At 30.7% G+C, this 25,689-nt stretch carries 25 protein-coding genes, 1 other RNA gene and 1 pseudogene; 17 read left to right on the forward strand and 10 right to left on the reverse strand.

All coding sequences use genetic code 11. From position 1 onward, the window contains the following. Window positions 1-192 precede the first annotated feature (192 nt). Window positions 193-1,491: an APC family permease gene (locus tag JH146_RS04235; protein WP_048201833.1), complete on the reverse strand. Its 1,299-nt coding sequence runs from the start codon at window positions 1,489-1,491 to the stop codon at window positions 193-195. Between the two features lie 12 nt (window positions 1,492-1,503). Next, the gene (gene spcS, locus JH146_RS04240) at window positions 1,504-2,808 is read right to left on the reverse strand and encodes an O-phosphoseryl-tRNA(Sec) selenium transferase (RefSeq protein ID WP_048201834.1); all 1,305 of its coding nucleotides are present in this window, start codon (window positions 2,806-2,808) and stop codon (window positions 1,504-1,506) included. Between the two features lie 94 nt (window positions 2,809-2,902). Between spcS and JH146_RS04245 the strand changes: the two genes are divergently transcribed. The 5 genes from JH146_RS04245 to JH146_RS04260 all read left to right on the forward strand — a co-directional run bounded on the left by JH146_RS04245 (window position 2,903) and on the right by JH146_RS04260 (window position 6,237). Then, a complete protein-coding gene (locus JH146_RS04245) occupies window positions 2,903-3,475 on the forward strand; it encodes a rhomboid family intramembrane serine protease (RefSeq protein ID WP_048201835.1) in 573 nt (190 codons plus the stop codon). 29 nt (window positions 3,476-3,504) lie between these two features. Further along, a complete protein-coding gene (locus JH146_RS04250; RefSeq protein ID WP_173400817.1) occupies window positions 3,505-4,080 on the forward strand; it encodes a site-2 protease family protein in 576 nt (191 codons plus the stop codon). Window positions 4,081-4,085: 5 nt separating this feature from the next. Then, window positions 4,086-4,481: a hypothetical protein gene (locus tag JH146_RS04255; RefSeq protein WP_236953645.1), complete on the forward strand. Its 396-nt coding sequence runs from the start codon at window positions 4,086-4,088 to the stop codon at window positions 4,479-4,481. Between the two features lie 32 nt (window positions 4,482-4,513). Then, a complete protein-coding gene (locus JH146_RS08580) occupies window positions 4,514-4,714 on the forward strand; it encodes a phosphatase PAP2 family protein (RefSeq protein WP_236953646.1) in 201 nt (66 codons plus the stop codon). 182 nt (window positions 4,715-4,896) lie between these two features. Next, entirely contained in the window at window positions 4,897-6,237 is a 1,341-nt protein-coding gene (locus JH146_RS04260; RefSeq protein ID WP_048201836.1) for a prephenate dehydrogenase, read from the forward strand. Window positions 6,238-6,249: 12 nt separating this feature from the next. Here JH146_RS04260 and JH146_RS04265 read toward each other — a convergent pair whose 3' ends face one another. The 4 genes from JH146_RS04265 to purE all read right to left on the reverse strand — a co-directional run bounded on the left by JH146_RS04265 (window position 6,250) and on the right by purE (window position 9,155). Continuing rightward, the gene (locus tag JH146_RS04265) at window positions 6,250-7,284 is read right to left on the reverse strand and encodes a DUF123 domain-containing protein (RefSeq protein ID WP_048201837.1); all 1,035 of its coding nucleotides are present in this window, start codon (window positions 7,282-7,284) and stop codon (window positions 6,250-6,252) included. A 73-nt stretch (window positions 7,285-7,357) separates the two neighbouring features. Beyond that, a complete protein-coding gene (locus JH146_RS04270) occupies window positions 7,358-7,744 on the reverse strand; it encodes a DUF22 domain-containing protein (RefSeq protein ID WP_048201838.1) in 387 nt (128 codons plus the stop codon). Window positions 7,745-7,932: 188 nt separating this feature from the next. After that, on the reverse strand, window positions 7,933-8,583 hold the full coding sequence (locus JH146_RS04275) for a V-type ATP synthase subunit D (RefSeq protein ID WP_048201839.1): 651 nt from the start codon (window positions 8,581-8,583) through the stop codon (window positions 7,933-7,935). Between the two features lie 92 nt (window positions 8,584-8,675). Continuing rightward, complete coding sequence (purE, locus tag JH146_RS04280; RefSeq protein WP_048201840.1) at window positions 8,676-9,155, reverse strand: 5-(carboxyamino)imidazole ribonucleotide mutase; 480 nt, start codon at window positions 9,153-9,155, stop codon at window positions 8,676-8,678. Window positions 9,156-9,278: 123 nt separating this feature from the next. On the opposite strand from purE, the gene JH146_RS04285 reads away from it, so the two are divergent. Beyond that, window positions 9,279-9,863: a FumA C-terminus/TtdB family hydratase beta subunit gene (locus tag JH146_RS04285; protein ID WP_048201841.1), complete on the forward strand. Its 585-nt coding sequence runs from the start codon at window positions 9,279-9,281 to the stop codon at window positions 9,861-9,863. Between the two features lies 1 nt (window position 9,864). Here JH146_RS04285 and JH146_RS04290 read toward each other — a convergent pair whose 3' ends face one another. Then, the gene (locus JH146_RS04290; protein WP_048201842.1) at window positions 9,865-10,161 is read right to left on the reverse strand and encodes a DUF167 domain-containing protein; all 297 of its coding nucleotides are present in this window, start codon (window positions 10,159-10,161) and stop codon (window positions 9,865-9,867) included. Then, window positions 10,154-11,659, reverse strand: a complete 1,506-nt coding sequence (gene tes, locus JH146_RS04295) for a tetraether lipid synthase Tes (protein ID WP_048201843.1) — start codon at window positions 11,657-11,659, stop codon at window positions 10,154-10,156. The genes JH146_RS04290 and tes overlap by 8 nt, the downstream gene beginning before the upstream one ends. A gap of 163 nt (window positions 11,660-11,822) precedes the next feature. Here tes and mptN point away from each other — a divergent pair, with 163 nt between their 5' ends. After that, the gene (gene mptN, locus JH146_RS04300; protein WP_048201844.1) at window positions 11,823-12,698 is read left to right on the forward strand and encodes a tetrahydromethanopterin:alpha-L-glutamate ligase; all 876 of its coding nucleotides are present in this window, start codon (window positions 11,823-11,825) and stop codon (window positions 12,696-12,698) included. Window positions 12,699-12,717: 19 nt separating this feature from the next. Here mptN and JH146_RS04305 read toward each other — a convergent pair whose 3' ends face one another. Beyond that, on the reverse strand, window positions 12,718-13,236 hold the full coding sequence (locus tag JH146_RS04305; protein ID WP_012980623.1) for a helix-turn-helix domain-containing protein: 519 nt from the start codon (window positions 13,234-13,236) through the stop codon (window positions 12,718-12,720). Window positions 13,237-13,294: 58 nt separating this feature from the next. Next, entirely contained in the window at window positions 13,295-14,395 is a 1,101-nt protein-coding gene (gene ftsZ / locus JH146_RS04310) for a cell division protein FtsZ (RefSeq protein WP_048201845.1), read from the reverse strand. 248 nt (window positions 14,396-14,643) lie between these two features. Between ftsZ and ffs the strand changes: the two genes are divergently transcribed. The 10 genes and pseudogenes from ffs to JH146_RS04355 all read left to right on the forward strand — a co-directional run bounded on the left by ffs (window position 14,644) and on the right by JH146_RS04355 (window position 25,672). Next, window positions 14,644-14,960: signal recognition particle sRNA (ffs, locus tag JH146_RS08585), an RNA gene on the forward strand. Window positions 14,961-15,039: 79 nt separating this feature from the next. After that, window positions 15,040-15,519: a metallophosphoesterase gene (locus JH146_RS04315; RefSeq protein ID WP_048201846.1), complete on the forward strand. Its 480-nt coding sequence runs from the start codon at window positions 15,040-15,042 to the stop codon at window positions 15,517-15,519. A 14-nt stretch (window positions 15,520-15,533) separates the two neighbouring features. After that, on the forward strand, window positions 15,534-15,704 hold the full coding sequence (locus JH146_RS04320; RefSeq protein ID WP_173400818.1) for a 4Fe-4S binding protein: 171 nt from the start codon (window positions 15,534-15,536) through the stop codon (window positions 15,702-15,704). 118 nt (window positions 15,705-15,822) lie between these two features. Next, the gene (gene purO / locus JH146_RS04325) at window positions 15,823-16,431 is read left to right on the forward strand and encodes an IMP cyclohydrolase (RefSeq protein ID WP_048201847.1); all 609 of its coding nucleotides are present in this window, start codon (window positions 15,823-15,825) and stop codon (window positions 16,429-16,431) included. Between the two features lie 834 nt (window positions 16,432-17,265). After that, on the forward strand, window positions 17,266-17,895 hold the full coding sequence (locus JH146_RS04330) for a TIGR00153 family protein (protein WP_048201848.1): 630 nt from the start codon (window positions 17,266-17,268) through the stop codon (window positions 17,893-17,895). Between the two features lie 21 nt (window positions 17,896-17,916). Beyond that, window positions 17,917-18,813 carry an inorganic phosphate transporter gene (locus tag JH146_RS04335; RefSeq protein ID WP_048201849.1) on the forward strand — a complete coding sequence of 299 codons (897 nt, stop codon included), beginning with the start codon at window positions 17,917-17,919 and terminating at the stop codon, window positions 18,811-18,813. After that, window positions 18,810-19,319: a hydrogenase maturation peptidase HycI gene (hycI, locus tag JH146_RS04340; protein WP_048201850.1), complete on the forward strand. Its 510-nt coding sequence runs from the start codon at window positions 18,810-18,812 to the stop codon at window positions 19,317-19,319. Before JH146_RS04335 ends, hycI begins: the two co-directional genes overlap by 4 nt. 21 nt (window positions 19,320-19,340) lie before the next feature. Continuing rightward, on the forward strand, window positions 19,341-22,184 hold the full coding sequence (gene leuS, locus JH146_RS04345; RefSeq protein WP_173400853.1) for a leucine--tRNA ligase: 2,844 nt from the start codon (window positions 19,341-19,343) through the stop codon (window positions 22,182-22,184). A 440-nt stretch (window positions 22,185-22,624) separates the two neighbouring features. Beyond that, window positions 22,625-24,487 (forward strand): KamA family radical SAM protein, encoded by a 1,863-nt coding sequence (locus tag JH146_RS04350; RefSeq protein WP_048201852.1) that lies wholly within the window; start codon window positions 22,625-22,627, stop codon window positions 24,485-24,487. An 11-nt stretch (window positions 24,488-24,498) separates the two neighbouring features. After that, window positions 24,499-25,672: pseudogene (locus JH146_RS04355) on the forward strand (NAD(P)/FAD-dependent oxidoreductase). The last annotated feature ends 17 nt before the right edge of the window (window positions 25,673-25,689 follow it).

A 25,689-nucleotide genomic window follows, 5' to 3' on the forward strand; every position in this document is an offset into this window, starting at 1 on the left:
TATAATTATCCCCCAACGAACCGACCCAAATGGAGCATATCCAAAGAGTTGCGATGATAGCGGGTTCGAAGTTGGGGGGACATTAAAGGAGGTCTGGGCGAGTCGTGGGAGAGGGCTTTGCTCAATGAAGATGACCACGATACAGCACGACCTCCTACAGATTTTTAAGATTATTAGATTAATTATTTAGTTTTAGTTTTTGACTATGTTGAATACTCTTTTTGTTACCTGCCTATAAATAATCTCAAATATTAACACTCCAATAAATGTTACTATTATTCCATAAAACACAAATCTATGGGTTTCCCATTGGTAATATAATAAAAGTAGAAAAACTCCCAATACAACAATAAAGCTAAAGATTACAATTTCCTTCTTTCCTCCAACTTCATCAATAAGGATATAATGAGAGAGGATAACAAAGAGATATATCACCATAAATATAGCACTTGTTATTGATGCTACACCCTCCATATTAAAGAGTAATGCAAACAACACTCCGAGGGTTGAAGTTATATAAAGCCCCTCTGTAGATTTAAACCATACCTTTCTTTCAAAGAATTTTGGAAGCTCTCCATCTTTTGCTAATGAATAGGCAACATTAGCCCCTCCATATATTGTAGCATTCATTGCTGATGAAATTGAAAATAAAGCTCCAATGGATATTAATAAAAATCCTAAGTTTCCTAAAAATGGTTTTGCCGCCACTGCTAAAGCATTTTCACTGGCTTTAATTAACTCATCTATTGGCAGATTTCCTATTGCTGAAATGGCAACTCCAACATATATAAACATAACAATCAATATGCTTATAAATATCGCCCTTGGAACATTCTTCTCAGGGTTTTCAATATGTTCTGAAGCGTTGGTTATAACTCCAAAACCCATATAGGATAAGAAAAAGATAGCTGATGCAAAAATCATTCCACTTATTGCGGATGGAGATGTGCTTGGAATTATGTATGAAATATGGAGAGTCATCAATCCAACAAATATAAAAATTCCCAATATCAAGAGTTTAATTAAAACAATGAAAAATTCGGCTCTTCCCACAGCCTTAGAACCAAAGAAATTTAGGGCAGTGAAAAATGCAACTATGGCTATTTCAGTTATAGCTATATTAAACGTATTTGTTGAAGCATTTATTAAAGGTAAAAAGTAGCCCGCAAATCCTTTTGCAAATAAAGCAATTGATATAACATAACTCATCCAAAGCAAAATACTTAAAGCTCCAGTTATTACACAATCTCCAATAGCTTTATGAATAAACGCAATAGGTCCTGCATCTGAAACTATCTTTGACCCAAGTTTTGAATAAGAGTACGCAACTAAAAGTGCATAAATTCCAGACAATATAAATGTTTCTGGAAGATTTTTTCCGGCTATTTTTGCTCCCACCCCAAATATAGAAAATATGCTTGCTCCAATCATTACACCAATAGCCATAGACACAGCTTCCCACAAACTAAGCTTTTTATTTTTTAACTCCATAATTATCCCTGTTTATAAAACTTCATCCAATTTTTCAATAACTTTGTAGATGTCATCCTTTTTAACTCCAATAGCTGAATTTACAACTATGTAATCATAAGGATACCCTTTTAAATAGCAAGTTCCAAATTTATCATTCCTTCTAACTCCTCTTGGCCCTGTAACCCTTAAATTATATAACTTACCAGCAACATCCAATGGGTCTTTTTTTGTTGTTATGCATGAAGATATAGGGTTTTCAACATTTAAAACCCTTTCATCTTTTTTCTTTGCCAAATCTTCTAATAATTCATCCAATAGCTTTTTACATTCTTTCTGTTCCTTCATTAAATTCAGATAGTTTTTAGTTCCAATTGCTAAGAGAGATATTAGGATATTAACAATTGGATTTGCTGATGCCCTTCCAGGATATGTTAATGAAATCTCTTTTAAAAAACTCTCATCCTTTGTATATATAATCCCTCCACCAATTGGTGTAAATAGATTTTTATCTGATGAGCTAACTACTGCATCAATTCTGTATTTTAGAGCTTTTTTCAGCTTCTCAATATAGTAGAAGTTTTGGATAGCATAAGCTCCATTTATTATATGAGGAATATTATATTCTTGGCATATCTTTGCTATTTCCTCAACATCATCACTCTTCCTTGGTGGGAAAAAAGTTAGAGTGCTTAAAACAACTGGGTTGTTGTTTTCATTAATTTCTTTTCTTATAGCATCTTCAACATCCCCGACATTAACTTTAACAATATCTCCATCTAAAACTGTCTCAACCAACCTCATCCTCATGCCAATAAATGAAGTTGCCTTTATAGGACTTTTGTGAGCTGCATATGGGTAGATAACAACATTTGAATTATATTTTTTCCTTGCAGCTGATAAACATAAAGCTAAGCTCATCCCAGTAGCTACAGGTGTTGCTATCGCTTTAACTTTCAATCCTAAAGTTTTTAAAAAGCTCTCTAACAATTTATTAGTTAGTTTATACATTACACTTGCTCCAGGTGCTTTTGGTTGAGGGTCTATTAAATTTCCACTCCTTCCAACACCATGACAGAAATCAAAAACTCCTTCTCTTTGCAGTTTAGTATAAACTCTCGCCTCTCTCTCACCAATTTGCACAACATTTGGGTCTTTATCTGTATCCATAAAGGATAAAATTCTTAATAAAAGCTTTATATGTTCTTCATCAATTCCATTTTCAGGAACTTTTCTCTGCTCTAAAATATTTTCAATAATTTTTAAATTTTCTTTTAAAGTTAGTTTTCCTCTATTTTCCATGTGTTTGGGAATAAAGCCAGTTATATTAAGTTCCATTCAATCACCTTTTTATAACCAATAATTAATTAATAATATGTATTTAACAAAATAAAAATCATTAAAACTTTGAAACTTTGGGGGAGGGGTAAAAATGATTAACATTTTAATAGTAGGGATTTGCATAGCTATGTTTATTATTAGTGTTTTTATGCCACAACTATATTACTATTTTGCATTATGGCCAAATCTCTTTACCAATATGCCTTGGCAGATAATTACAAGCATGTTTATGCACGCAGATATAACTCATTTATTGGTGAATATGTTCGTATTATTTATATTTGGAACATACTTAGAAAATATGGTTGGCTCAAAAAAATATCTTATTATCTTTTTAATATCAGGAATTATAGGAAATTTGGCTTATATTGCCTATGCCTATCTCACTGGAGATTACAATCCATCAGTTGGAGCTTCTGGAGCGATATTTGGAATAATGGGAGCTTTAGCTATTCTATCACCACATTTAAAAGTTGTCGTCTTTCCATTACCAATTCCAGTTAGTATAAGAGTGGCAGTGGCTATATTTGCACTTATAGATTTAATTTTACTACCATATTCTTTAAAAACAGGAATTGCACACATAACACACTTAGCTGGGCTTATAACTGGATTAATATTTGGAAAATTATTGTATGATAGGATGGACGTAAAATATTACTAATAAATTTATAAGATTAGATGGTGAAAAAAATGAGTATGTTTAGATTTTCACAGAGAGAGATAATTGATTTAATAGTATCAGTATTGGCAATAGCATTTATTTTTTCTTATCCAAATTTTTCAATAGTTATTTTTATTATTAGTTTAATAGCCGTTGGTAGTGGTTTTATATTTCATGAATTAATGCATAGAACAGTGGCAAGGAAGTTTGGAGCATGGAGTGAATTTAAGGCATGGTATGAAGGTTTAGCATTAGCTTTAATCTTAAAGATTTTTTTAGGAGTTACATTCATAGCCCCTGGAGCAGTGTATATTTACAAAGACTACTTAACTTATGAAGAAAATGGAAAAATCGCCTTAGCTGGACCTCTAACAAATGTTGCTTTGGCATTTATATTTTTAATATTAACTTTAATCTTTAAACCAAGTTCTTTGTTATACTGGATAGGGAAATATGGATTTCACATAAACTTATTCTTAGCTGGCTTTAACATGCTTCCAATTTCACCATTTGATGGAGAAAAAGTTCTAAAATGGAATCCAATAATTTGGGCAATTGTTGGACCTCCTTTAATTGGATACATGCTATTTGTGATGTTTTGGTGAGAACCTTGAATATAAAAGAGATTTTTCAAATACTTTCTTTGATGTATTTATTATTTTTATACGTTGGATTTCTAATTGTCTCAAAATTTGATATACTACTATTATCTTTAGCATTTTTTGTCCCTTGTGTTTTTTGTATATCTTGGGCAAAAATAAAAGGGGAAACATGGGATATACCAAATAGAGAAAATAGATTAATTCCCTTAATTTTTACTTTAGTTTATTTATCAATACTAACAATATTTTGGAAAAGTCAGTTTATAATAATTTTTTTAGTTAATGTTTCGATAATTTTAATAATCACAAAATTTTGGAAGATTATAGTGTCTTTCAAAACATCTTGGGATAATCAAGGTATAAATGAACGCCTTCCCAAAGGAAAGCGTTCAAACCTTCCTTAATAAATTTTATTAATTTTGAAAGACACTATAGTTTGCATAACTATGGGCTATCAGCTATAACTTACCTCATATATATTTTCACAAACAGTATTTGGCTATCTACTTTATATCTGACATTGATGATTATTACTGGCTATGCAAGAATCTATTTAAGGAAACATACATTTTCTCAAGTTATCGCTGGAACTATATTAGGAATTTTAGTTAATTACATTTTATTAAATCTTATTTAGGTGAAATATATAGAAAATAAAAACCTAACAATGAAACCTTAAGAAAGTTGAACAAATCCTAACGGATTTGTAGCCAGAAAGCAGAGCTTTCTGTTGAACAAAACTCTTCGAGTTTTGTAGCTCGAAGCTAACTCTTCGATTTCATCAAAATATATACTACAAATCCTATAAGGGGGAATATCATGAAAAATACGAACTTAACAATCTCAATTATTGGAGGGACTGATGGTTTAGGAAAATGGTTTGCGAGATATTTAAAAAATAAGGGATTTAATGTGATAGTTACTGGAAGAGATATAGAAAAAGGAAAAAGTGTTGAAAAAGAGTTAGGGGTTGAATTTACTAACAACAATATTGAAGCCGCTAAAAAAGGTGATATAGTTATTGTAGCAGTTCCAATAAATGTTACAGAGAGAGTTATTAGAGAGATAGCTCCTCATGTTAGAGAGGGTTGTTTGTTAATGGATATAACATCAATTAAAGAAATTCCTACAAGAGCTATGGAGGAGAATGTTAAAGAGGGGGTTACAGTCATCCCCACCCACCCAATGTTTGGGCCTTCAACACCTTCTTTGTTGAGGCAAGTTGTTATCTTAACACCTTCTGAAAAGCATAAAAAAAGTGAATGGTTTAAGAAAGTTTATAATTTTTTAAAGAAAGAGGGGGCTAAAGTTATTGTTATAGATGCAGAAAAACATGATAAAATTATGGGAATTGTTCAAGGTTTAACACACTTTGCATTTATTTCTTTAGGAGCTACATTGAAAGAACTTAATGTTGATATAAAAGAATCGAGGAAGTTTGCTTCCCCAATATACGAGTTGATGATTTCTATTATTGGAAGGATTATAGGGCAGAATCCTTATCTATATGCTGACATCCAAATGTTCAATCCAAGGATAAAGGAAATTCATGAAACTTTTATAAATCAATGTAAAGAAATTAGTGAAATTGTTAAAAATAAAGATAGAGAGGGTTTTGTTAAGATAATGAAAGAAGCTGCAAAACACTTTGGTAGTGAAGCAAAAAGAGGAGTTCATTACTCAGATAAAGCTATCTTTGCCCTAACTTCCGAAATAGAAAAGCTGAACAAACTCATAGGTAAAGAAATAGCTGTAAAAAATATAAACTCAAATATTATCCATTTTGGGGTTTTAAAGGATATCGAAGATGATTATTTAATATTGGATAAAAATGGTAAAGAGCAGAAGTTTAATATTTTGAAGGTTGAGGTATTTTCTGGAGATGAGCTAAATGAGCTAAAAAAGAAACACTTAGAGAGGAAGTATATAGATGTGTCTGTTTTATTTAAAAAAGATGTTAATGAAGAAGTTATTTTAAATTTATTGAAAAAAATGTTTGACATTGAAATAATTGACATTTATGAAGGAGATAAAATTGAAAATGGATACAAGAGTATTACATTTAGAATTTATGGATATAGCAAAGAAGAATTAAAGAATATCGAAAAAGAATTCTTAAATATAATTAAAAATATTGGTGGAAAGGAAAGATTCAAGTAAATTTAGAGAACTTTACGGTTTTAAATAGAATAAATGACTCTTACATTTACAGTCAGAACATCCAAAGTTTTCAATAAAATCAAATTTTTTTATAAATTCATTAGCAACATCACATTCAACTCTCTCATTAGTAACAAATATTTCCTCAATTTTACCAAATTTTAGAAGGTAATCAATATGCCAGTGTATCTTTTTATCATCTTTTAAATGCCTCTCTATCCTATTTTTTAAATTTATTGAATTTCCAAAGGCAGAACCTACATAGAAATAATATCCTTTCTTAAAAAATCTATCATTTTTCCCAAACTTTATTTTTTTGCTATCTTTCAATCTAATTTTTAAGATATAAGTTCCTTTTTCATCAGGAATGTTATTTTTTGATATCTTTCTAAAGTTGAACTTTTTTATAATACTTTCAAAATGTTTAATTTTTTCATAGTAAGGGCATTTCTCTTTTATTTCTTCAAAACATTTATTGCATTTTGGTTTTGGAGAGCAAATCTCTCTTCCAAAAACTACTAATAAATTATTTATTACTTTCCAATATTTTTTAGGAAGCTTTTTTCTTAATTCAAACTCTGTTTCTTCAGGGGTTTCAGTATCAACTATTTCCCATCTATTACAAATTCTATGGACATGGGTATCTACACAAATTCCATCTTTATTGAAAGCTAAGGTTATAACCAAATTAGCTGTTTTCCTTCCAACCCCTGGGAGCTTTAACAACTCTTCCAAAGAGTCGGGAACTTTTCCATCATAGTTTTCTTTTAAAATCTTAGCCAATTTCTTTAAATTTTTAGCTTTTGTTTTATAAAACCCAGCAGGATATATTAAATTTGCTAATTTTTCTTCATCTATATTTAATAAATCATCAACATCCCTAACTTCTTTAAATAACTTCTTAGAAACTTCTTCAGTTACTTCATCCTTTGTTCTTGCACTTATTATCGTTGAAATTAAAACTTTAAAAGGGTTCCTATCTTTAGCTATTTCAGTAACAACAGCATTTTTGTTTAGTTTCTTTAATAGTATATCAATCAGCTCCATAAGCATCCCAAAATAAACATTTAAAATTAGATAAAAATAAAAATAAAACACTAAAAAAGATTTATTTCAGAAATTATTCACATTCTCTCTTTTCAGCTGCAACTATGAGTAACATTCCAATTAAATCTCCTTTCTTTACCTTTCCACTCATTCCACAGGCAAAAGCAGCCATATCTACTTCTCTCTCAACTTCTATTGGCATTGGAATTTCCTCACCAACAGCTATAACCTGCCCTACCCTATGTCTTCCGTATGGACAGATTAAAAGGACTGACATTGGTGGTATCTTAATCTTCTTAATTTTTATTGGTTTTATATCTCCTTGCTTAAATTCTTTGTCTTCATCGGCAACTATTGGCTCAATTTTTGCTTCATTTTTAATTATTAAATCATATCTTGCCTCTTCTTCCCTAATTTCTTTCTCTATTTCAGTCATCCTTCCAAGTATTCTAAATACCATAAACACCACCAAAAATAAGAAAATTATTATGTAATAAATTTTAGTAATATTAGTTTTTAATTCATTTATACTGTCTCGCCCTCTGCTTCCCTCTTTTCGATTCTTGACTTAATCAACTTCAATCTGAAGAAGTTCCCCCTGCAACTTTTAGAAAAAGTTGCATCAAAAATTATTTTGCTAAGTTTTTATTATACTGTTTCTCCCTCTGCTTCCCTTTTCTCAATTCTTGACTTAATCAACTTCAATCTGAAGAAATTCTCTCTTTCCATCTCATCCAATCTCATAGAGATGTATTTCTTGAGAGCTTTTAATCTTGGAATTATAACATACTCTAAAGCGTTAACTCTTCTCTTTGTTGTAATAATTTCTTCAGCTAAGAGTTTGATTGATGTCTCTATTTCAGCCAATTCAGTTATTAATTCTAAAGCTTCTTCAAATTTCTTAGCTGCTTCATCTAACTTTGAGCTAACGCTGTAAGGTGAATAACCTCTCTCTCCAACCTTTCTTCTAACGTTGTATATTTCAAAAGTAGGAACAGTGACACCCATAATATTCTTTGTATCCATATCAACTTCTAATTTATCATTCTTTGCTGCTAAAGATGCCTCTTTAACAGCTAAAGTCCCCATAACTGTTTGAGCCATTATCAAATCCTTGTAAGCTTCAGCCAACTTTGCCTCTACTTTATCTCTCAAATCTGAAGCTTGCTCTATAATTTGGAAAAACTCCATGATTAAAGCATCTCTTTTCTGCTTAAGCAATTTGTGCCCTTTTTCTGCCAATTTAATTTTATTTTTTAATTTTAATAATTCCATTCTTGTTGGATTCACCCTTTGCATATAAATCCCTCTCTGCCATTATAATAATTAACAACCTATTAGCAACATTATAACATAAAAATTTAATGGTTGGATTATAAAAATTTTTTTAATTAATCTAATTTAAACATTTCTCTAACCTTTTCATCTGATGCATAAACTTTTTTCTTCATCTTTTCTCTATATTCAGCTAATTTTTTTGCAATATTTTCATCTTTTAACGCTAAAATCTCTAAAGCTAATATAGCAGCGTTTTCCCCTCTATCAATCCCAACACTTGCAACAGGAATTCCAGGAGGCATTTGAACTATACTTAATAAAGCGTCTAAACCATCTAACTTTGCATCAACAGGGACAGCAATAACTGGTTTTGTTGTTAAACTTGCTATAACTCCTGGTAAGTGGGCAGCTAATCCAGCAATAGCTATAAATACATCTGCCTTTGAATTTTTAACAATCTCTTCAACCAACTCTGGGGTTCTATGGGCTGAGGCAACTCTAACCTCAAACTCTACACCAAACTCTTTTAAAACATTAACTGCCTTTTCAGCTATTTTTAAATCACTCTCACTACCCATTATTATACATATCATTGCTACCACCAAAAAAGAGGATGTTTAAATTTATGTTTAAATTTTAATTTAGTTTTCAATAAAATTAATTATAAATAGATTATGGTCTAATATAAAAATAAGTTATGTAAAGAGGTGGAAATTTTGGAGTATGTACTTGATAGACTAACAAAAAAGGACGTTAGGAAGTTAAAAGTTGGGGATATAGTTTATTTAAACGGTAAGATATATACTGCAAGGGATGAAGCTCATTTAAAAATTATTGAAATGATAAAAAATAAAGAAAAACTTCCTTTTGATTTAAATGAAGCTATTATCTATCACGCAGGGCCTATAATGAAAAAAGTGAATGAAGAATGGGTTTGTGTCTCTATAGGCCCAACAACATCTGCAAGGATGAATGATGTTGAAGAAGAATTTATAAAATTAACAAACATTTCTGCAATTGTTGGAAAGGGTGGAATGAAAAAAGAACTATTAAAGGCATTTAAAGATTTTGGAACAGTATATTTAGCAGCTCCTGGGGGTTGTGCGGCTTTATTGGCTAATTCAGTAAAAAGAGTTAATAATGTATATTTTTTGGAAGAGTTAGGAATGCCAGAAGCTGTTTGGGAATTGGAAGTTAATAATTTTGGCCCATTAATTGTGGCAATGGATACCTTTGGAAATAGCATATATGAAGATGTTGAAAAAAATGTCCATAAAAAACTAAAAGAACTGTTAAAATAAATTATAAATGCTTTTTTAATATTTCAATAACTTCATCTTTTTTAATTTCTTTTATTAATATAGTTTTTTGTGGATTTAGCTTTCCAGCAACTATTTCAACATCTTTTTTAAAAATTTCCTTAAAAAATTTAATTATTTCTTTATTTGCCTTACCCTCAGTTGCAGGAGCCTTTATTTTTATAGCCAATCTCTTTCTCCACTCATTTATTCCTGTAATCTCATTCTTTTTAGCACCAGCATGAACATCAATATCAATTAAAACCCCATCTTTACTTTCTTTAATAATTTTTTCAATCATCATCTCCCATTCTATGCATTTTTCTCCATTCTTCCAATGGTATTGAAAATTTCTCTTCAACTTCCTGTCTATATATTGTATTATAGGTGCAGAATGGAATTATTCTATTATCAGGGGTTGCATAGTGAATACAGCATCTCTCCGCCCTCTTGATATCGAAGTTATACGCATCCATGAAGTGCATACAACTAATCATCAACATATGGTAGTGAAGTTCAGCTAAAGCTTTATAATCACTCTTCAAAACTCCTAAGATTAAATCAACTATCTTTTTTATATTCACTGATTTTGGAGCCTTATCTAAGTCAATTAAAGATGGTAATTTTAAGGCAATTTCTCCTAAAACTTTAACATCATGTATTTTTGATTTTCCAATCTCATCAATATTCTCTTTAACCATTTCAAAGAATCCCTCAACATCTATAAATCTTGTAATTGGAATTAATTTTCCATCTTCATCAACAAAAACATAGGTTGATGCCCCACAATGTTGATGAGAACTTAATATTGGTTTTCTATCATTGGTTAATTTTTCAACTAACACAGAGATTGGAGCTACTGATGGAACAGGATAAAAATCTTCTTCACAAATCTCCCCATCTGTTTGTTCTTCCACTAACTTTATAAAGTCAGGGATTGTTATTCTTCCCTCCAATCTTGTTCTTTCATCAACTCTTCCAGCAAATGAAACTGGTTGGAAATTAACTCCTCTAACAACATCTACATTCTCAGCAGCATATCTTATAATTCCTCCAATTTCATTATCATTAACTCCCCTAACTAAAGTAGGAACTAAAACAACACTATCAAAATTGATTTCTCTACAATTCTCAATAACTTTCTTTTTTATAGGAAGGAGGTTTTTACCCCTCGCAGTTAAATATGGTTTTTCAGAAATTCCATCAAATTGTAAATAGATTGTTGATAATCCAGCTTCTTTTAACTTTTTAAGATAATTTATATTCTTTAATTTTATACCGTTTGTTGCAAGTTGGACGTGTAAAAATCCCATATCTCTTGCCAGTCTTATTAATTCAGGTAAATCACTTCTAACAGTAGGTTCTCCCCCTGCAAACTGAATAGCTGGTGTTGGTGGAACCTCTTTTCTTAAATTTTCCATCATCTTCTTTATCTCTTCAAAAGATGGCTCATAAACCTTTCCAGATTTATTGGCGTTGGCAAAACATATAGGGCAGTTTAAATTACACCTATTTGTTACATCTATATTAGCCAATATAGTTGTAGATTTATGAATTGGGCAAAGACCACAATCAAATGGACAGCCGTTTTCTACATTTGTATTTGTTATTTCAACTTTTCCAATAAATCCATAGTCATCAAATTTTTTGTATAACCCTGCATCCCCCCAATATATATCTTTAAATTCCCCGTGTTCTGGGCAAGTTTTTTTGATAATAATTTTTCCATCTTCTTCTAAAATTGTTGCAGGAATTCTTTTTAAACATATGGGGCAAAGTGATAATGTTTTTTTCTCCATTTCATCACCATAATAATTTAATACTATTCTGTCATAACCATAATTATTGGTAAATAGTTTGTTTAATAGAAAGATTCTAATAACTAATACTTAATAATTGCTATTGCACAGTTAAATTTTATTGTAGTGCTATATAAAACCTTTAAATTGTGAGGGGATAGCGGTGAAGCTTGGCATAATTACCATAGATAGAGATGAGGTTATTAATGATTTAATAAAATCTTGTGAAAAATTTGAGGTTGATTATAAAATTATAAACCCCAAAAACATTGTAGCAGGATTTAATTTGGATTTTAAATTAAAATATTACAAATCATTTTTAAATGAATTAGATTGCTGTTTTGTTAGAAATCTTGGCTGGGATAGTTTTTTTAGATTTGATGTTTTAAAATATCTAAATCAATATGTTCCAGTTATAAACCCTCCAGACGGAATAGATAAAGCATCAAATAAGTTCTTAACTTCAATATTTCTTGAATTAAACAATATTCCACAGCCAAAAACTGCTGTTACAGAAAGTATAAATGAAGCTATAGTTTGGATAGATACATTTGGTGAAGCTGTTTTAAAACCAATATTTGGATGTGGTGGGGAGGGAATCATTAAGATTAAAAAAGAATCCCCAATTTCTAATAAATTAAATACCTTAAATGAATTTAAAGAGAAATATAAAACATTCTACATTCAAGAGTTTATAAAACCTTTGGGGAATGAGTATAGAGATATAAGGGCTTTTGTTATTGATGATGAGGTTGTTGCGGCAATGTATAGAGTTGGAGGAGATAATTGGAAAAACAATGTTTCTCAGGGGGGAAGAGTAGAGGAATGTGAAATAACTGATGAAATTGAAAAATTAGCTTTAAAAGCAAAAAATGCTATTGGTCTATTTTATGCAGGGGTTGATTTAATTGAGTCAGAAAATGGGCTAAAAGTTTTAGAAGTTAATTCAACACCTTCTTGGATTGGACTATCTAAGGTTTCTAAGGTTAATATAGCTGATAAGCTTTTAGAGAAAATAATTCAGTATGTTAAATCTTAATAATATTATTCATTATTTATTATTCGTTTATTTTCTTTGCAATTATCTCTAATGCCTTCATAAACGCATCTTTCTCTGGAATAATAACAGCTACGGGAACATTAACAATTTTTTCAATTGTTGCACTAACAATAGGAGCACAAACAATGCCCTTAACTCCTTCCCTCTCAGCTCTAACAGCGGCAACAATACACTCTTCCAAAGAACCAGCAGGATATTCCTTTATTAAATAACTTTTTCCATTAATTTCTATTTTTCTTGTTGTAATTTTATTTAAAGCAGGTCTTGCAGCTATAATTGCTATTGTATCAATATCTTCATCTTTTTCAAAAGACCTTATTGTCTTTAAAATTTTTATAAGTGTTGAAACTCTAAAATCTTTCCCTTGAACAACTTTGTATAAGGTACTATAAGGAATTCCGGAAATTTCAGAAAATTCTTTTAAAGTTAAACCCAATTCAAGTAAAATCCTTTTAAATTCTTCTACAAATTTTTCTGGTGACTCAATTTTTAATAACAATCTTTCACATGCCTTCATAAACAACCCCTAAAAAATTAAAATTAATAATAAAAATTAAAGCCAAAAAGTTAAATAATTATACTATAAAGTCAATTCCTCCTATTTTACGTTCTTTTCTTTGACTTTGTTCTTTTGAAATCTTTGGAATTATCCTGTTTGATTTTGAATCTTTTCCTACAATGTTTGGTGATTTAACTCCAGTAATTATTGCCATAACTCTAATACATCCTTCCATCTCTGGATCTATTCTCGCTCCCCATATAACATTTGCTTCTGGGTCCAATTCCTTTGTAATTCCTTCTCCAATATCATTAGCTTCCTTTAATGTTAAATCTGGCCCTCCTGTTATATGGATTAGAGCTCCTTTAGCTCCTTTATAATCAACATCCAATAATGGACAGCTTAATGTTTCTCTTACAACATTTTGAACCCTATCTCCTCTATCGCTGCTATCAACTTCCCCAACACCAATCATCGCTACTCCTCCACCGCTCATAACTGCCTTAACATCTGCAAAATCAATATTTATTAAACTTGGAACGGCTATGGTTTCAGTTATCCCCTTAACTGCTTGAGCTATAATCTCATCAGCCACTTTAAATGCATCATTTATAGGCAAGTTTGGAACTAAATCCAAAAGTTTATTGTTATCTACAATAATTACAGTATCACAAACCTCTGACATTCTTGCAATTCCTTCATCTGCCTTTTTCATTCTTGCTCTCTCAATTTTAAATGGGTATGTTACAACTCCAACAACTATAGCTCCATTTTCTTTAGCTATCTCAGCCACGACAGGAGCTGAACCTGTCCCTGTTCCACCACCCATTCCTGCAGTAACAAATACTAAATCTGCTCCTTTTAACTGCTCTTCCAATATATTCTTAGCCATTTCAGCCGCTTTTCTTCCAATCTCAGGATAACCACCAGCACCTAAACCCCTTGTTAGTGCAGATCCGATTAAAATTTTTTTATCCGCCTGAATAACCTGTAAATGTTGTTTATCAGTGTTAATTGCTATTGTTTCTGCCCCTTGAATACCAATTTCCATTAATCTGTTAATTGTGTTATTTCCTGCTCCACCACAACCAACTACTACTATTCTTGCTTCCCCAAATTCGTCTTTTAAGTATTTAGTTGTATCACTTCTTGATAAGGCATCTTTTACGAGTTTCATAATTATCATCCTTAATATTTAATTTTAAATTTATTTCCCAATTTTCACTTAAATTACACTTAATAACCTTACAAACTAAAAGTTAAGGATAAACCAATACTATTAGATGGTTTAGTTGCAAAAAACTATAACAAATTTACTCTATATTTTTCAATTATATATATTTAACTTAAAAATTAAAGTAATGAACTTCTAATGCACTACCACAAACTATATATAAAGAGTTATAGTTATATTATTAATTGGTGTGCATGGCTAGGCCGGGGGGTTGGGCGTCCCCTGTAACCCGAAATCGCCCTTATGCGGGGGCCGAAAACTTGGGGGCGGCATGTTCTCCAGCCCTCTCTTCCCAGACTCCTCGATGATGCCTCGTCCCGTGGGGCTCGGCGGTGGGGGAGCATCTCCTGTAGGGGAGATGTAACCCCCTTTACCTGCCGAACCCCGCCAGGCCCGGAAGGGAGCAACGGTAGGCAGGACGTCGGCGCTCACGGGGGAAGCGGGGCTGAGAAGGAGTCTGGGGGCGAGGGAGGGCTGGAGGGCATGCCCACCCCAAGGAAGCCATGCACACCACTATTTTTTAAATTCTTTTTTATTTTATTATTGTATCTTTGCTCAAATTTATTCTAATTTTATGAGGGGAGATTATGCTTATTGGTGTTATCTCTGATACTCATCTCTACGATAGAGCCACTAAACTACCAAAAACTGTTTTTGATGAATTTTCCAATGTGGATTTAATTATTCACTGTGGGGATATAACTGATAAAGAAATTTTAGACTCATTAAAAGACTTAGCTAATGTTGTAGCTGTTAAAGGGAATATGGACTATCTTGATTTACCAAGACATGAAATTTTAAACATAAATGATGTCAAAATAGGAGTTATTCATGGGGATGTTGTTTATCCAAGAGGAGATAGATTAAAATTAAAGCTATTGGGAAAGGAGATGGGAGTGGATATATTAATCTCTGGACACACCCATACACCATTTATAGATGATTGTGGAGATATTATATTGTTAAATCCTGGCTCACCAACAGTCCCAAGATGTCCTATAAAATCAATTATGAAACTAAATATTGAAGATAAATTGGAAGCTAAATTAATCCCAATAGAAGAATAATATTGGTGCTACAAATGGGGATAAAAATATTGGAGAAATGTGTTGGTTGTGGAAACTGTGTTGTATTCTGCCCAAAAAAAGCAATAAAAACCTATGGAGTTGCTATAGTTGATAAAAATAAATGCTCAAATTGTGGAATTTGTGCAAGATATTGTCCGATTAATGCTATTAAAATAGAGACATAAGTCTAAGAGGCATTGCCGAGCGTAGCGAGGCAATGCATCCCGTTTTGATGAAACTTTTTCTAAAAGTTTCGTGTAAGATATTGTCCTATAAATGTTATTATAGTAAAGAGGTGAGTTTATGTATATTGGAAGATTCTTAGTAGCTGGAAAAACTAAAGAAGGAAAGCCATTTGTTGCATATAGAGTTTCAAGTAGAAGCTTTCCAAATAGAGAAGCAAGAAAAATAAATGATAACACAGTAGCTATAATCCCAAAAGACTTAAATGAAATTTTCAAAAACCCATATATAACTTACAACTGTATAAAAGTTGTTGATAACGTTATTGTTGCATCTAATGGCTCACATACAGATTTCATAGCTGAAAAATTGCATTTTGGGAAGAGAGATGCGTTAGCTTATGTATTGGCAGTTATGGACTATGAAAAAGATGATTATAAAACCCCAAGGATTGCGGCTATTTTAGATGAAAATGAGTGCTATATGGGTTATGTTGCTCATGATGATATTAGAGTTAAGAAAGTTGAGCTAAAAGAAGGGAAAGGTTATTATTTAGGAGTTTATAATGCCTGTAAAATAGATGAAAACCAAGTTATAGATATTGAAGGAGAGACAGCTGAAGAAATAGCTGAATATATTTTAAATTATGAGGAATTTGAGCATCCTGTTGCATGTGCTGTAGCAGTTATTGATAAAGATGGGATAAAAATAGCTACTAAGAGTAGATAATTTCTCTTTTTTAAAATTGCTTACTAAATTTTAGTTTGAAATATTTTTTTGGAAAATAGTCAAAATATCCCCCGAGGGGTCTGATTTTATGGAAAGAAAAATTTAACAAAACTTTATAAAAGTTTAGAGTGGTAAGATGTTTCCATTCCCTAAAGGGTCTGATTTTATATCTTATATTTTTGCTGAATCTAATATATATACTTTTCTAAAAAACAAAAAAATTAAATATATGAATGTGGATAGTTAAAATGTCTCATAGCTATATCCATAGATTTTTTTTGGGTATTTTAATAAGATTATTTAGTTATTTTTCCTTATTAGAAAAGATTGTTAAATTAGCCACATTACTTAATTATAAAACATCACTGAGCTTAATAGAAAAGTTTATATATACAGTCATATAATAATAAAAAATTGAGGGGGTAGTTATTCTACCCCCAATAATGATGTAAATTTACAAATTTGGAGGTGAAATTATATTCCAAAAATACAAAAAAATACATCGTATAAAAATAGAAAAAGCAGAAAGAGATGAAATATATTATGAAGAAAAGGAAATATATGAAACAATTGGAGATTACGAAAATAAAAATATAACAAAATTTGATAAAATTTTAGAAGTGCTTAAGATATTTATGCAGATAATTATAGCAGTAGCTCCACTTATTATAGAATTAATAAAACAAATGTCGGCATCTTAAACATAATTTTTTCTTTTATTTTTTCCAATTTAAATTGGTTTATATACATATATAATAATTTGGTAGATAAGGATTATCTTTTTAATATTACAAACCAAATAAAAATTTAGTAATATAAAAAGATGTGATTACTATGTCCATTTTTTTATTTGAAAGAAATGATGAGAAAAGTATAATTAACAATCTTAGGTTGTTAATCCACATGTCTCTAAAAAGCATTGAGTTATTAAAAGAGTATATGAGCTGTAAGGATAAAAAAATATTAAAAGAGATTATAAAAATAGAGGAAGAAGGGGATGAAATTACAAAAAATATAAGGATAAACTTAGAAAAGGCATTTTTACCAAATATGAGAAGAGAGTTGTCAAGGTCTGCAGAGCTTTTAGATGAAACATTGGATAGCTTAAAGCATGCTGCTATGTTGTATGAGTTGTTGAAAGGTGAGCTTGATAAGTATTTAAAAGATGAAATTGACCTCGTTTTAATGATTTCTGTAGATATGTTTATACACTTAGAAAGAGTTTTAGACGTTATTGAAAAAGGTGGGGATTTAGACCCAATTATTAAAGAGATTAAAGATAAAGAAAAATTTATTGATGACATTTATCAAAATAGGATTTATAAGTATTTAATTAATTTAGAAATTGTATCATTTTGGGAAGGGAAAATCTTGTGTGACTTTATAGACTACATAGTAAATATCAGCGACTATATAGAGGATGTGGCTGATGAGTTGCAGATAATTTACCTCCATACAAAATAATCATATTTATTATTATAATAGGTGGTCGTTATAGAGATTTCCATAGATTTAAAGCTAATCATAAGTTTTTATTTATTGTTTATTCTTGGAGCTAATAATGTTGCTAATGCTATTGGCACTGCTTATGCTTCAAGAGCAACAACATATAAGAATTTATTGATTTTATTTAGTGTTTGTGTTATAATTGGTTCTTTATTTGCTAAAAATGTTGGAAATACAGTTAATAGCTTATCTTCTGATGCTTTAATGGCTTTAATAATTTCAGCGTTGGTTATGACACTTTCAACATACAAAAAAGTGCCAATATCTCTTCACACTACAATTATCTGCTCACTAATTGGGTTAAGCTTTAAATCATCAAATTTAGCTATATTTGGTGAAATATTATTGAGTTGGATACTATCCCCAATCATAGCAGTTATCATTGCCTATGTATTGTATTTAGCTTATGAAAAGATAGAAATTCCAATTCTTAAAAAGATAACTATGATTAAATATCTCTTATTAATAAGTGCTGGAGTTGTTGCGTTTAACTTAGGAAGTAATGATTTACCAACTGTATTGGGAACATTTACAACATCTCAAATAATTTATATTATTGGAGCTATTTTTTTATGCTTAGGAGCGTACTTATATGGAAATAGGGTTTCAGAAACATTATCTATGATAACTAATTTAAGTGTAACCTCTGCATTTATAGCTCAACTTTCAGGTGGTTTAGCAGTTACAATCTTTACAGCCCTTGGTATGCCAGTTTCAACAACTCAAGCAATAATTGGAGGAATTTTAGGAGTTGGTTTAACTAAAGGGATAAAAACTGTGAGGTGGAAAGTTTTAAAAAACATTATTTTTTGGTGGATTATAGCACCAACAATAGCTTTAATAGCAGGTTTTATAATTAATAGGATGATAGAATGAAGGAAATGTTATTGGATAAACTAAAGAACTGTAAAAAATTAGTTATTATGGGTATTGGAAATGAGTTAAAGGGAGATGATGCTGTTGGAATATATGTAATCAAAAAATTAATGAAACATTTTAATAAAGATGAAGAGTTTGCAAATATCAAAAATCTCTATTTGATAAACGCTGGAACTGTTCCTGACTTTTTTACAGATATTTTAAAAGAGATAAAACCAACCCATATTTTAATAATTGACTGTGCATTGATGGATAAAGATGTTGGAGAGGTTAAGATTATAAAAGAGGATGAAATAATAAATTACAGTTTCTCAACTCATACATTGCCATTATCTATAATAGTTAAATATTTAAAAAAATTTATAAATGCAGAGATAATTATTTTAGGAATTCAGCCAAAGATTATTGATTTTTGCCCAATATCTGAAGAGGTTAAATTAGCTGGGGATAAATTAGTAGATACACTTATTGAGATTATAAAAGAGCTAAAATTAACAGAATAATAAAAGAAAATTAAAATAAAAATAAACAAAAAGGATGTGATGGTTATGATTGACTTTAAAGAAATAGAGAAAAAATGGCAAAAAAGATGGGAAGAGGCAAAGATATTTGAAGCAAATCCAGATGATAGGGAGAAGTTTTTCATTACAGCGGCATTTCCATATTTAAATGGGGTTTTACACGCTGGGCATCTTAGGACTTTCACAATCCCAGAGGTTGTTGCAAGATTCCAAAGAATGAAAAATAAGAATGTTTTATGGACTTTTGGTTATCATGTCACAGGAACACCAATCTTAGGTTTAGCTGAGTTGATAAAAAATAGAGATGAAAAAACAATATGGGCATATACTGAATTACACGGCATTCCAAAAGAAGAACTTTTAGAGCTAACAACACCAGAAAAGATTGTTGAATATTTCTCAAAGAAAGCTGAAGAGGCATTTAAAAGAATGGGATTTAGCTTAGATTGGAGAAGGAACTTTAAAACAGATGATAAGGTCTTTAACAAATTTATTGAATGGCAGTTCCATAAATTGAAAGAAAAAGGATTGATTGTTAAAGGTTCTCATCCTGTTAGATACTGCCCAAGATGTGACAACCCTGTAGAAGACCACGACATATTAGTTGGAGAAAACGCAACTTTGGTTGAATACATCTTAATAAAATTCACAACAGAAGATGGCTGTATAATGCCAATGGCTACTTTGAGACCTGAAACTGTATTTGGAGTTACAAACGTTTGGGTTAATCCTGAAGCAACTTATGTAAAAGCAAAGGTCTATTTAGAGAAAGAAACTGAAAATGGAATTGAATTAATTGATAATGGTATTTGGATAATGGCAAAGGAGTGTGCTGAAAAATTAAAACACCAAGATAGAAAGATAGAGATTATTGAGGAATTTAAAGGAGAAAAACTTATAAACAAAAAGGTAAAAAACCCAGTAACAGGAAAAGAAGTCCCTATATTGCCAGCTAAATTCGTAAAAACAAATATTGGAACTGGCTGCGTTATGAGTGTTCCAGCACATGCACCTTACGACTACATAGCGTTGAGGGATTTGGGCTTAGTTGATGAAATCGGCTTAATTCCATTAATTAAAGTTCCTGGTTATGGAGAATTCCCAGCAAAAGAGATTGTTGAAAAGATGGGTATTAAAAGTCAGGAAGAAGAAGATAAATTAGAAGAAGCAACTAAAAAAATCTACAAAGATGAGTTCCACAAAGGAGTTTTAAATGAAAACTGCTTAGATTATGAAGGAATTCCTGTTAGAGAGATTAAAGACAAATTAACAAAGGATTTAATTGATAAAAATTTAGCAGAGGTAATGTATGAGTTTAGTGAGGAGAAGGTTATTTGTAGATGTGGAACTCCATGTATAGTTAAGATGGTTAAAGGGCAGTGGTTTATCAAATATTCAGATGAAAAATGGAAAGAGTTAGCTCACAAATGTGTAGATAAAATGAAATTCATCCCAGAGAATTTAAGGCAAGTATTCCATGAAAAAATTGATTGGATGAAAGATAAAGCATGTGTTAGAAGAAGAGGTTTAGGGACAAAGTTCCCATTTGAAGATGGATGGGTTATTGAATCTTTATCTGACTCAACCATATATCCTGCATATTACACAGTTGCAAAATACATCAATGAGCACAATATAAAGCCAGAACAATTAACTTTAGAGTTGTTTGATTATGTATTCTTAGGTAAAGGAGATGTCGATAAAATTGCTGAAGAGACAGGTATTCCAAAGGATATTATTGAAGGTATGAGGAAAGAGTTTATTTACTACTACCCAGTTGATTGGAGATGCTCTGCCAAGGATTTGATTCCAAACCATTTAACATTCTACATCTTTAATCATGTAGCAATATTCCCAGAGGAGTTCTGGCCAAGAGGTATTGTAGTTAATGGTTATGTCACAATTGAAGGGAAAAAGTTATCTAAATCAAAAGGTCCTGTATTACCAGTTTTAGAAGTTGCTGAGAAATTTGGAGCTGATGTTGGTAGATTCTATATAACAACCTGTGCTGAACTACCTCAAGATGCCGATATCAAGTTTAAAGAATTGGAAAATACAAAGAAGGTTTTAGAGAGGTTGTATTTATTTGCAAAAGAAATTGCTGAAAGAAAGGAAGAAAAAGGTAATGAGTTGAATTACATTGATAAATGGTTATTGAGCAGATTGTATAGAGCTGTTAAGCAGTATGATGAATATATGGAAAACTTTGAACTAAGAAAAGCTGGAATTTTGCTCTATCAGTTGTTGGATGACTTAAAATGGTATAGAAGAAGAGGAGGAAACAATATAAGAGTTTTAGAGGAGTTTTTAGAAGTTATAATAAAATTGATGTCACCATTTACACCACATTTATGTGAAGAGATGTGGGAGATTTTAGGAAAAGAAGGATTCGTTTCATTAGCTAAATTCCCAGAAGTTAAAGAGGAGTTTATAAATGATGAAATTGAGAAGGGAGAGGAGTATTTAAAATCAGTTATGGAGGATATTAAAGAGATTATAAACGTTGCTAAGGTTCAGCCAAAGAGAATCTACTTATATACAGCTGATGACTGGAAGTATGAAATATTGAAGATTATTAAAGAAAATGAAGGAAAAACAGTTAAAGAACTAATGCCAATCATTATGAAAAACCCAGAGTTCAGAAAGTATGGTAAAGAGATTCCAAAGTTAGTTAATCAATTAATAAAACTTAATGCAGAGATTATTAATGAGGTTGAGGTTTTAGAAAATGCCAAAGAATTCTTAAAGAAAGAGTTTGGTGTTGAGGAAATTATAATCAATGGTGAAGACAAAGCCAATAAAAAGAGAGTAGCTATTCCATTTAAACCGGCAATCTACTTAGAATAGGACTTTCGCAGGAATAAAGTCTTTAAAGGAAAACTGATGCCTTTGGCATCAAAAGTTCCAAATTATATATAAAAACTGCGAAAGTCCTATTAGAATAAGAATTATTTTCAAAATATTTTCTATTTTTCTTTCTTAATTTCATATTTTCCCATGAAATACTTATTTAATTATTCTAAAAAATAAAGAATGGTTTTATTAACAATCTCAAATAATAAAAAATTTTTTATATGATTACCAACATTGTTAATATGAGAGCAAGTGCTAATTTTTGGAATACTTAAATTTTTGGTTAAAAGGATGTTCTATTTTTTAGTCTAAAAGATTTAGACAATTTTCGAGAACTTTAGCTTATCTATGATGGAAAAATAGATTACAAAAGTGTCAAAAAGCTATAACAAAATATCCAATCATTTAAATTAAATGCTATAAGAGGTGAAATTATGGAAACAAAATCAATGGCTAAATATGGAACACTCAACCACAAAACATTTTTGGAAATTTTCAATATAATTCCAGAGATTGGAGAGATTTTAGAGGAAAGTGAGAGTGTAGAAGAGGCGAGAGAAAAATTATTTGAATTTTGTAAAGAATTAGAGTGGGAAATTAGAATGGGAAGAATAAAGTTTGATAATGAAGTTGATAGATGGTTGGCTTTAAAGGCAATTGAAATATTTTTGAATATAATATCTAAAGATAATGAGAGATTGGCAGGTTTCAGCACATTAGAATATTTATGGAAGGCATATAAAGGAGATGAAGAAGCTTTAAAAGAAATTAAGGAGGGGTTTGTTGAAGAATTCAAACATTTATTCTTAGCAATGTCTGGGAAGGCTAACTATTCATTAGGATTCTTAGGAGAGAGATTGTTGGAAGAAGGAGTTAAATTTATTGATTTCAGTGAAATAAAAGGTAGAGAAGCTGGAATAGCGAGGTCTAACTTTTTAGATAAGGTTTATGAAATTATGAGAGAATATGTCAGCAGATACCCAAGTGGATTAGATAAGAGAATCATATTAAAGAGAAAAAAGAATAGAGAAATTTTAGAGGAATTCTTTGGAATAACCGATGAAGAATGGTTTAATTACAAATGGCAATTTAAAAATGTATTAAGGGGGTTAAAAGGAGTTGAAATATTAAGAGAGCTTAGAGAAGAGACAAACTTTAAGATATCAGATGAAGATTTAGAGATTATTGAAAAAGCTGTAAAAAATGGCATACCTTTTGGAATGACACCATATTATTTACATTTATTTGACTTTGAAAACCCTTACGTTGAAGATTTAGCCGTTAGAAGGCAGGTTATTCCACCAGAATGGTATGTTGAAAAGATGATTGAGCACAAAGAAGATAGAAGTATTGCCTTTGACTTTATGGGAGAGCATGACACTTCACCAATTGATTTAGTAACAAGGAGATACGTCGCTATAGCTATTATTAAACCTTATGAATCCTGTCCACAGATTTGCGTGTATTGTCAAAGAAATTGGATGGTTCAGGATTTTGATGCTAAAGCCTTTAAAGGTTGGGAGAAAGTTGAAAAAGCATTAGATTGGTTTGCTGAACATGATTCAATGATTGAAATTCTTATCACAGGAGGAGACCCACTTAGCTTAAATGATAAGGCAATTGAAAGAATATTGGATAGAATATCTGAGATGAACCATGTTATAGGAGTTAGATTTGGTACAAGAACAATAGTAACAGCCCCAATGAGAATAACAGATGAATTAGCTGAGTTATTAGGAAGCTTTGAAAAGAGTTTAATGATTTCAACACATGTAGAGAGCTGTTATGAGATAACTCCAGAAGTTGCTGAGGCAGTTAAAAAATTGAGAACAAATAATATCTGCGTCTATAACCAACATGTATTCCATAGATATGTAAGTAGAAGATTTGAGAACGTAGCTTTAAGAATTGCATTAAAGAAAGTTGGAATTATCCCTTACTACACATTCTATCCAAAAGGAAAGATGGAGCATAAAGATTACTTAGTTCCAATAGCAAGATTAGCTCAGGAAATTAAGGAAGAGGCAAGATTACTTCCTGGTTCGTTTAGGACAGATGAACCAATATTCAATGTCCCAAGAATGGGGAAAAACCATTTAAGAGGTTGGCAAGATAGAGAATTAATAGCTATAAAACCAAATGGAAGTAGGGTTTATTTAATGCATCCATGGGAAAAAGGAATATATCCAACTAAACTCTACACTTACGAAGATGTACCAATTAAAGAATACTTAGACAGTTTAAAAGAGATTGGAGAGAATATTGAAGAATATAGAACTATATGGTATTACTACTAAAGGTGGAATTAATGAAAATAGCTGTTGTTGGAGCAGGACCTGCAGGAAGAACAGCATCAATGTGTTTGGCAAAAAATGGCTTTGATGTTGATTTATTTGAAAAGGATAAGATAGGAGGGACATGTTTAAATTATGGATGCACATACATAACTGGACTTAGAGAAATGGCAGATATTGTAAATAATTTAAGTATTTTAAAAGGAAAAAAAGTTCATTTAGAGGAAATAATTTCATTTAAAGAGTTACAGGAAAAAATAAACAAAATTCAAGATAGGATTAGAAATAAATTAGAAGAAGAAACAAAAGAAGCTGGAATAAATATAAAATACAAAGAATTTAAGGAAGAATATAGGGAAGACTATGATTATGTAGTTTATGCTACTGGAAGAAATTATCCAACTTCTTATAATGGATATGAAGATGTATTAACTCATAAAGATATACCAAATTTAAGAGAACTGCCAGAAAATATCTTAATTATTGGTGGGGGAGTTGTAGCTACTGAATACGCTTCAATATTTTCTGATTTTGGCTGTAATGTTGTTTTATATGTAAGGTCTAAAATTTTAAAGGAAATTAAGGATGAAGAGATTAGAAATTATCTAATGAGAAAAGTTATAAACTTTAAGATAATTAATGACAAAGAAGAGCTTGAAAAACTCTTAAAAGATGAAAGTTATACAAAAAATCTTAGCTATTGGTGGAAAAGGAATTTTTGAGACAGATGACTATTTAAGAGTAATAAATAAAGAGAGAACTTATGCTTGTGGAGATTGTGTGATAAATAAAGGTGGAAATACACCAATTTCAAGAATGGAAGGAAGGGTTGTAGCTCAAAACATATACAACGAAATAAACAATAAACCTTTAATAAAACCAAATTATGAGCTAATTCCAAAAACTATTAGGCTGTCTCTCACTATTTCTTATGTAGGAAAACAAACAAATGAATATAAAACAATAAGAAGCCATGTAGGGAAAGGTAATTTCTTTAAAGTTTTAAGTGGTGTGGGAATAAACAAAATCTATTATGAAAATGGAAAGATTGTTGGGGCTATAATTATGACACCTTGTGCTGAGATTCTTCCATATTTCACTCAATTAATTAAAGGAATAGATGTTTATAACAACTTTATGGAAATCCATCCATCAACTGATATCTTCTATAAAGAGTTCAGGTCATAAGAATAAAGAACAAAAAA

This window comes from Methanocaldococcus bathoardescens (genome assembly GCF_000739065.1).
GTDB classification, from domain to species: domain Archaea; phylum AGJL01; class Methanococci; order Methanococcales; family Methanocaldococcaceae; genus Methanocaldococcus; species Methanocaldococcus bathoardescens.

Coding starts and splice junctions, on each gene's coding strand:
- JH146_RS04235 (WP_048201833.1), bottom strand. CDS start 1,491: ATGGAGTTAAAAAATAAAAAGCTTAGTTTGTGGGAAGCTGTGTCTATG.
- spcS (WP_048201834.1), bottom strand. CDS start 2,808: ATGGAACTTAATATAACTGGCTTTATTCCCAAACACATGGAAAATAGA.
- JH146_RS04245 (WP_048201835.1), top strand. CDS start 2,903: ATGATTAACATTTTAATAGTAGGGATTTGCATAGCTATGTTTATTATT.
- JH146_RS04250 (WP_173400817.1), top strand. CDS start 3,505: ATGAGTATGTTTAGATTTTCACAGAGAGAGATAATTGATTTAATAGTA.
- JH146_RS04260 (WP_048201836.1), top strand. CDS start 4,897: ATGAAAAATACGAACTTAACAATCTCAATTATTGGAGGGACTGATGGT.
- JH146_RS04265 (WP_048201837.1), bottom strand. CDS start 7,284: ATGGAGCTGATTGATATACTATTAAAGAAACTAAACAAAAATGCTGTT.
- JH146_RS04270 (WP_048201838.1), bottom strand. CDS start 7,744: ATGGTATTTAGAATACTTGGAAGGATGACTGAAATAGAGAAAGAAATT.
- JH146_RS04275 (WP_048201839.1), bottom strand. CDS start 8,583: ATGCAAAGGGTGAATCCAACAAGAATGGAATTATTAAAATTAAAAAAT.
- purE (WP_048201840.1), bottom strand. CDS start 9,155: ATGATATGTATAATAATGGGTAGTGAGAGTGATTTAAAAATAGCTGAA.
- JH146_RS04290 (WP_048201842.1), bottom strand. CDS start 10,161: ATGATTGAAAAAATTATTAAAGAAAGTAAAGATGGGGTTTTAATTGAT.
- tes (WP_048201843.1), bottom strand. CDS start 11,659: ATGGAGAAAAAAACATTATCACTTTGCCCCATATGTTTAAAAAGAATT.
- JH146_RS04305 (WP_012980623.1), bottom strand. CDS start 13,236: ATGAAGGCATGTGAAAGATTGTTATTAAAAATTGAGTCACCAGAAAAA.
- ftsZ (WP_048201845.1), bottom strand. CDS start 14,395: ATGAAACTCGTAAAAGATGCCTTATCAAGAAGTGATACAACTAAATAC.
- JH146_RS04315 (WP_048201846.1), top strand. CDS start 15,040: ATGCTTATTGGTGTTATCTCTGATACTCATCTCTACGATAGAGCCACT.
- JH146_RS04320 (WP_173400818.1), top strand. CDS start 15,534: ATGGGGATAAAAATATTGGAGAAATGTGTTGGTTGTGGAAACTGTGTT.
- purO (WP_048201847.1), top strand. CDS start 15,823: ATGTATATTGGAAGATTCTTAGTAGCTGGAAAAACTAAAGAAGGAAAG.
- JH146_RS04330 (WP_048201848.1), top strand. CDS start 17,266: ATGTCCATTTTTTTATTTGAAAGAAATGATGAGAAAAGTATAATTAAC.
- hycI (WP_048201850.1), top strand. CDS start 18,810: ATGAAGGAAATGTTATTGGATAAACTAAAGAACTGTAAAAAATTAGTT.
- JH146_RS04350 (WP_048201852.1), top strand. CDS start 22,625: ATGGAAACAAAATCAATGGCTAAATATGGAACACTCAACCACAAAACA.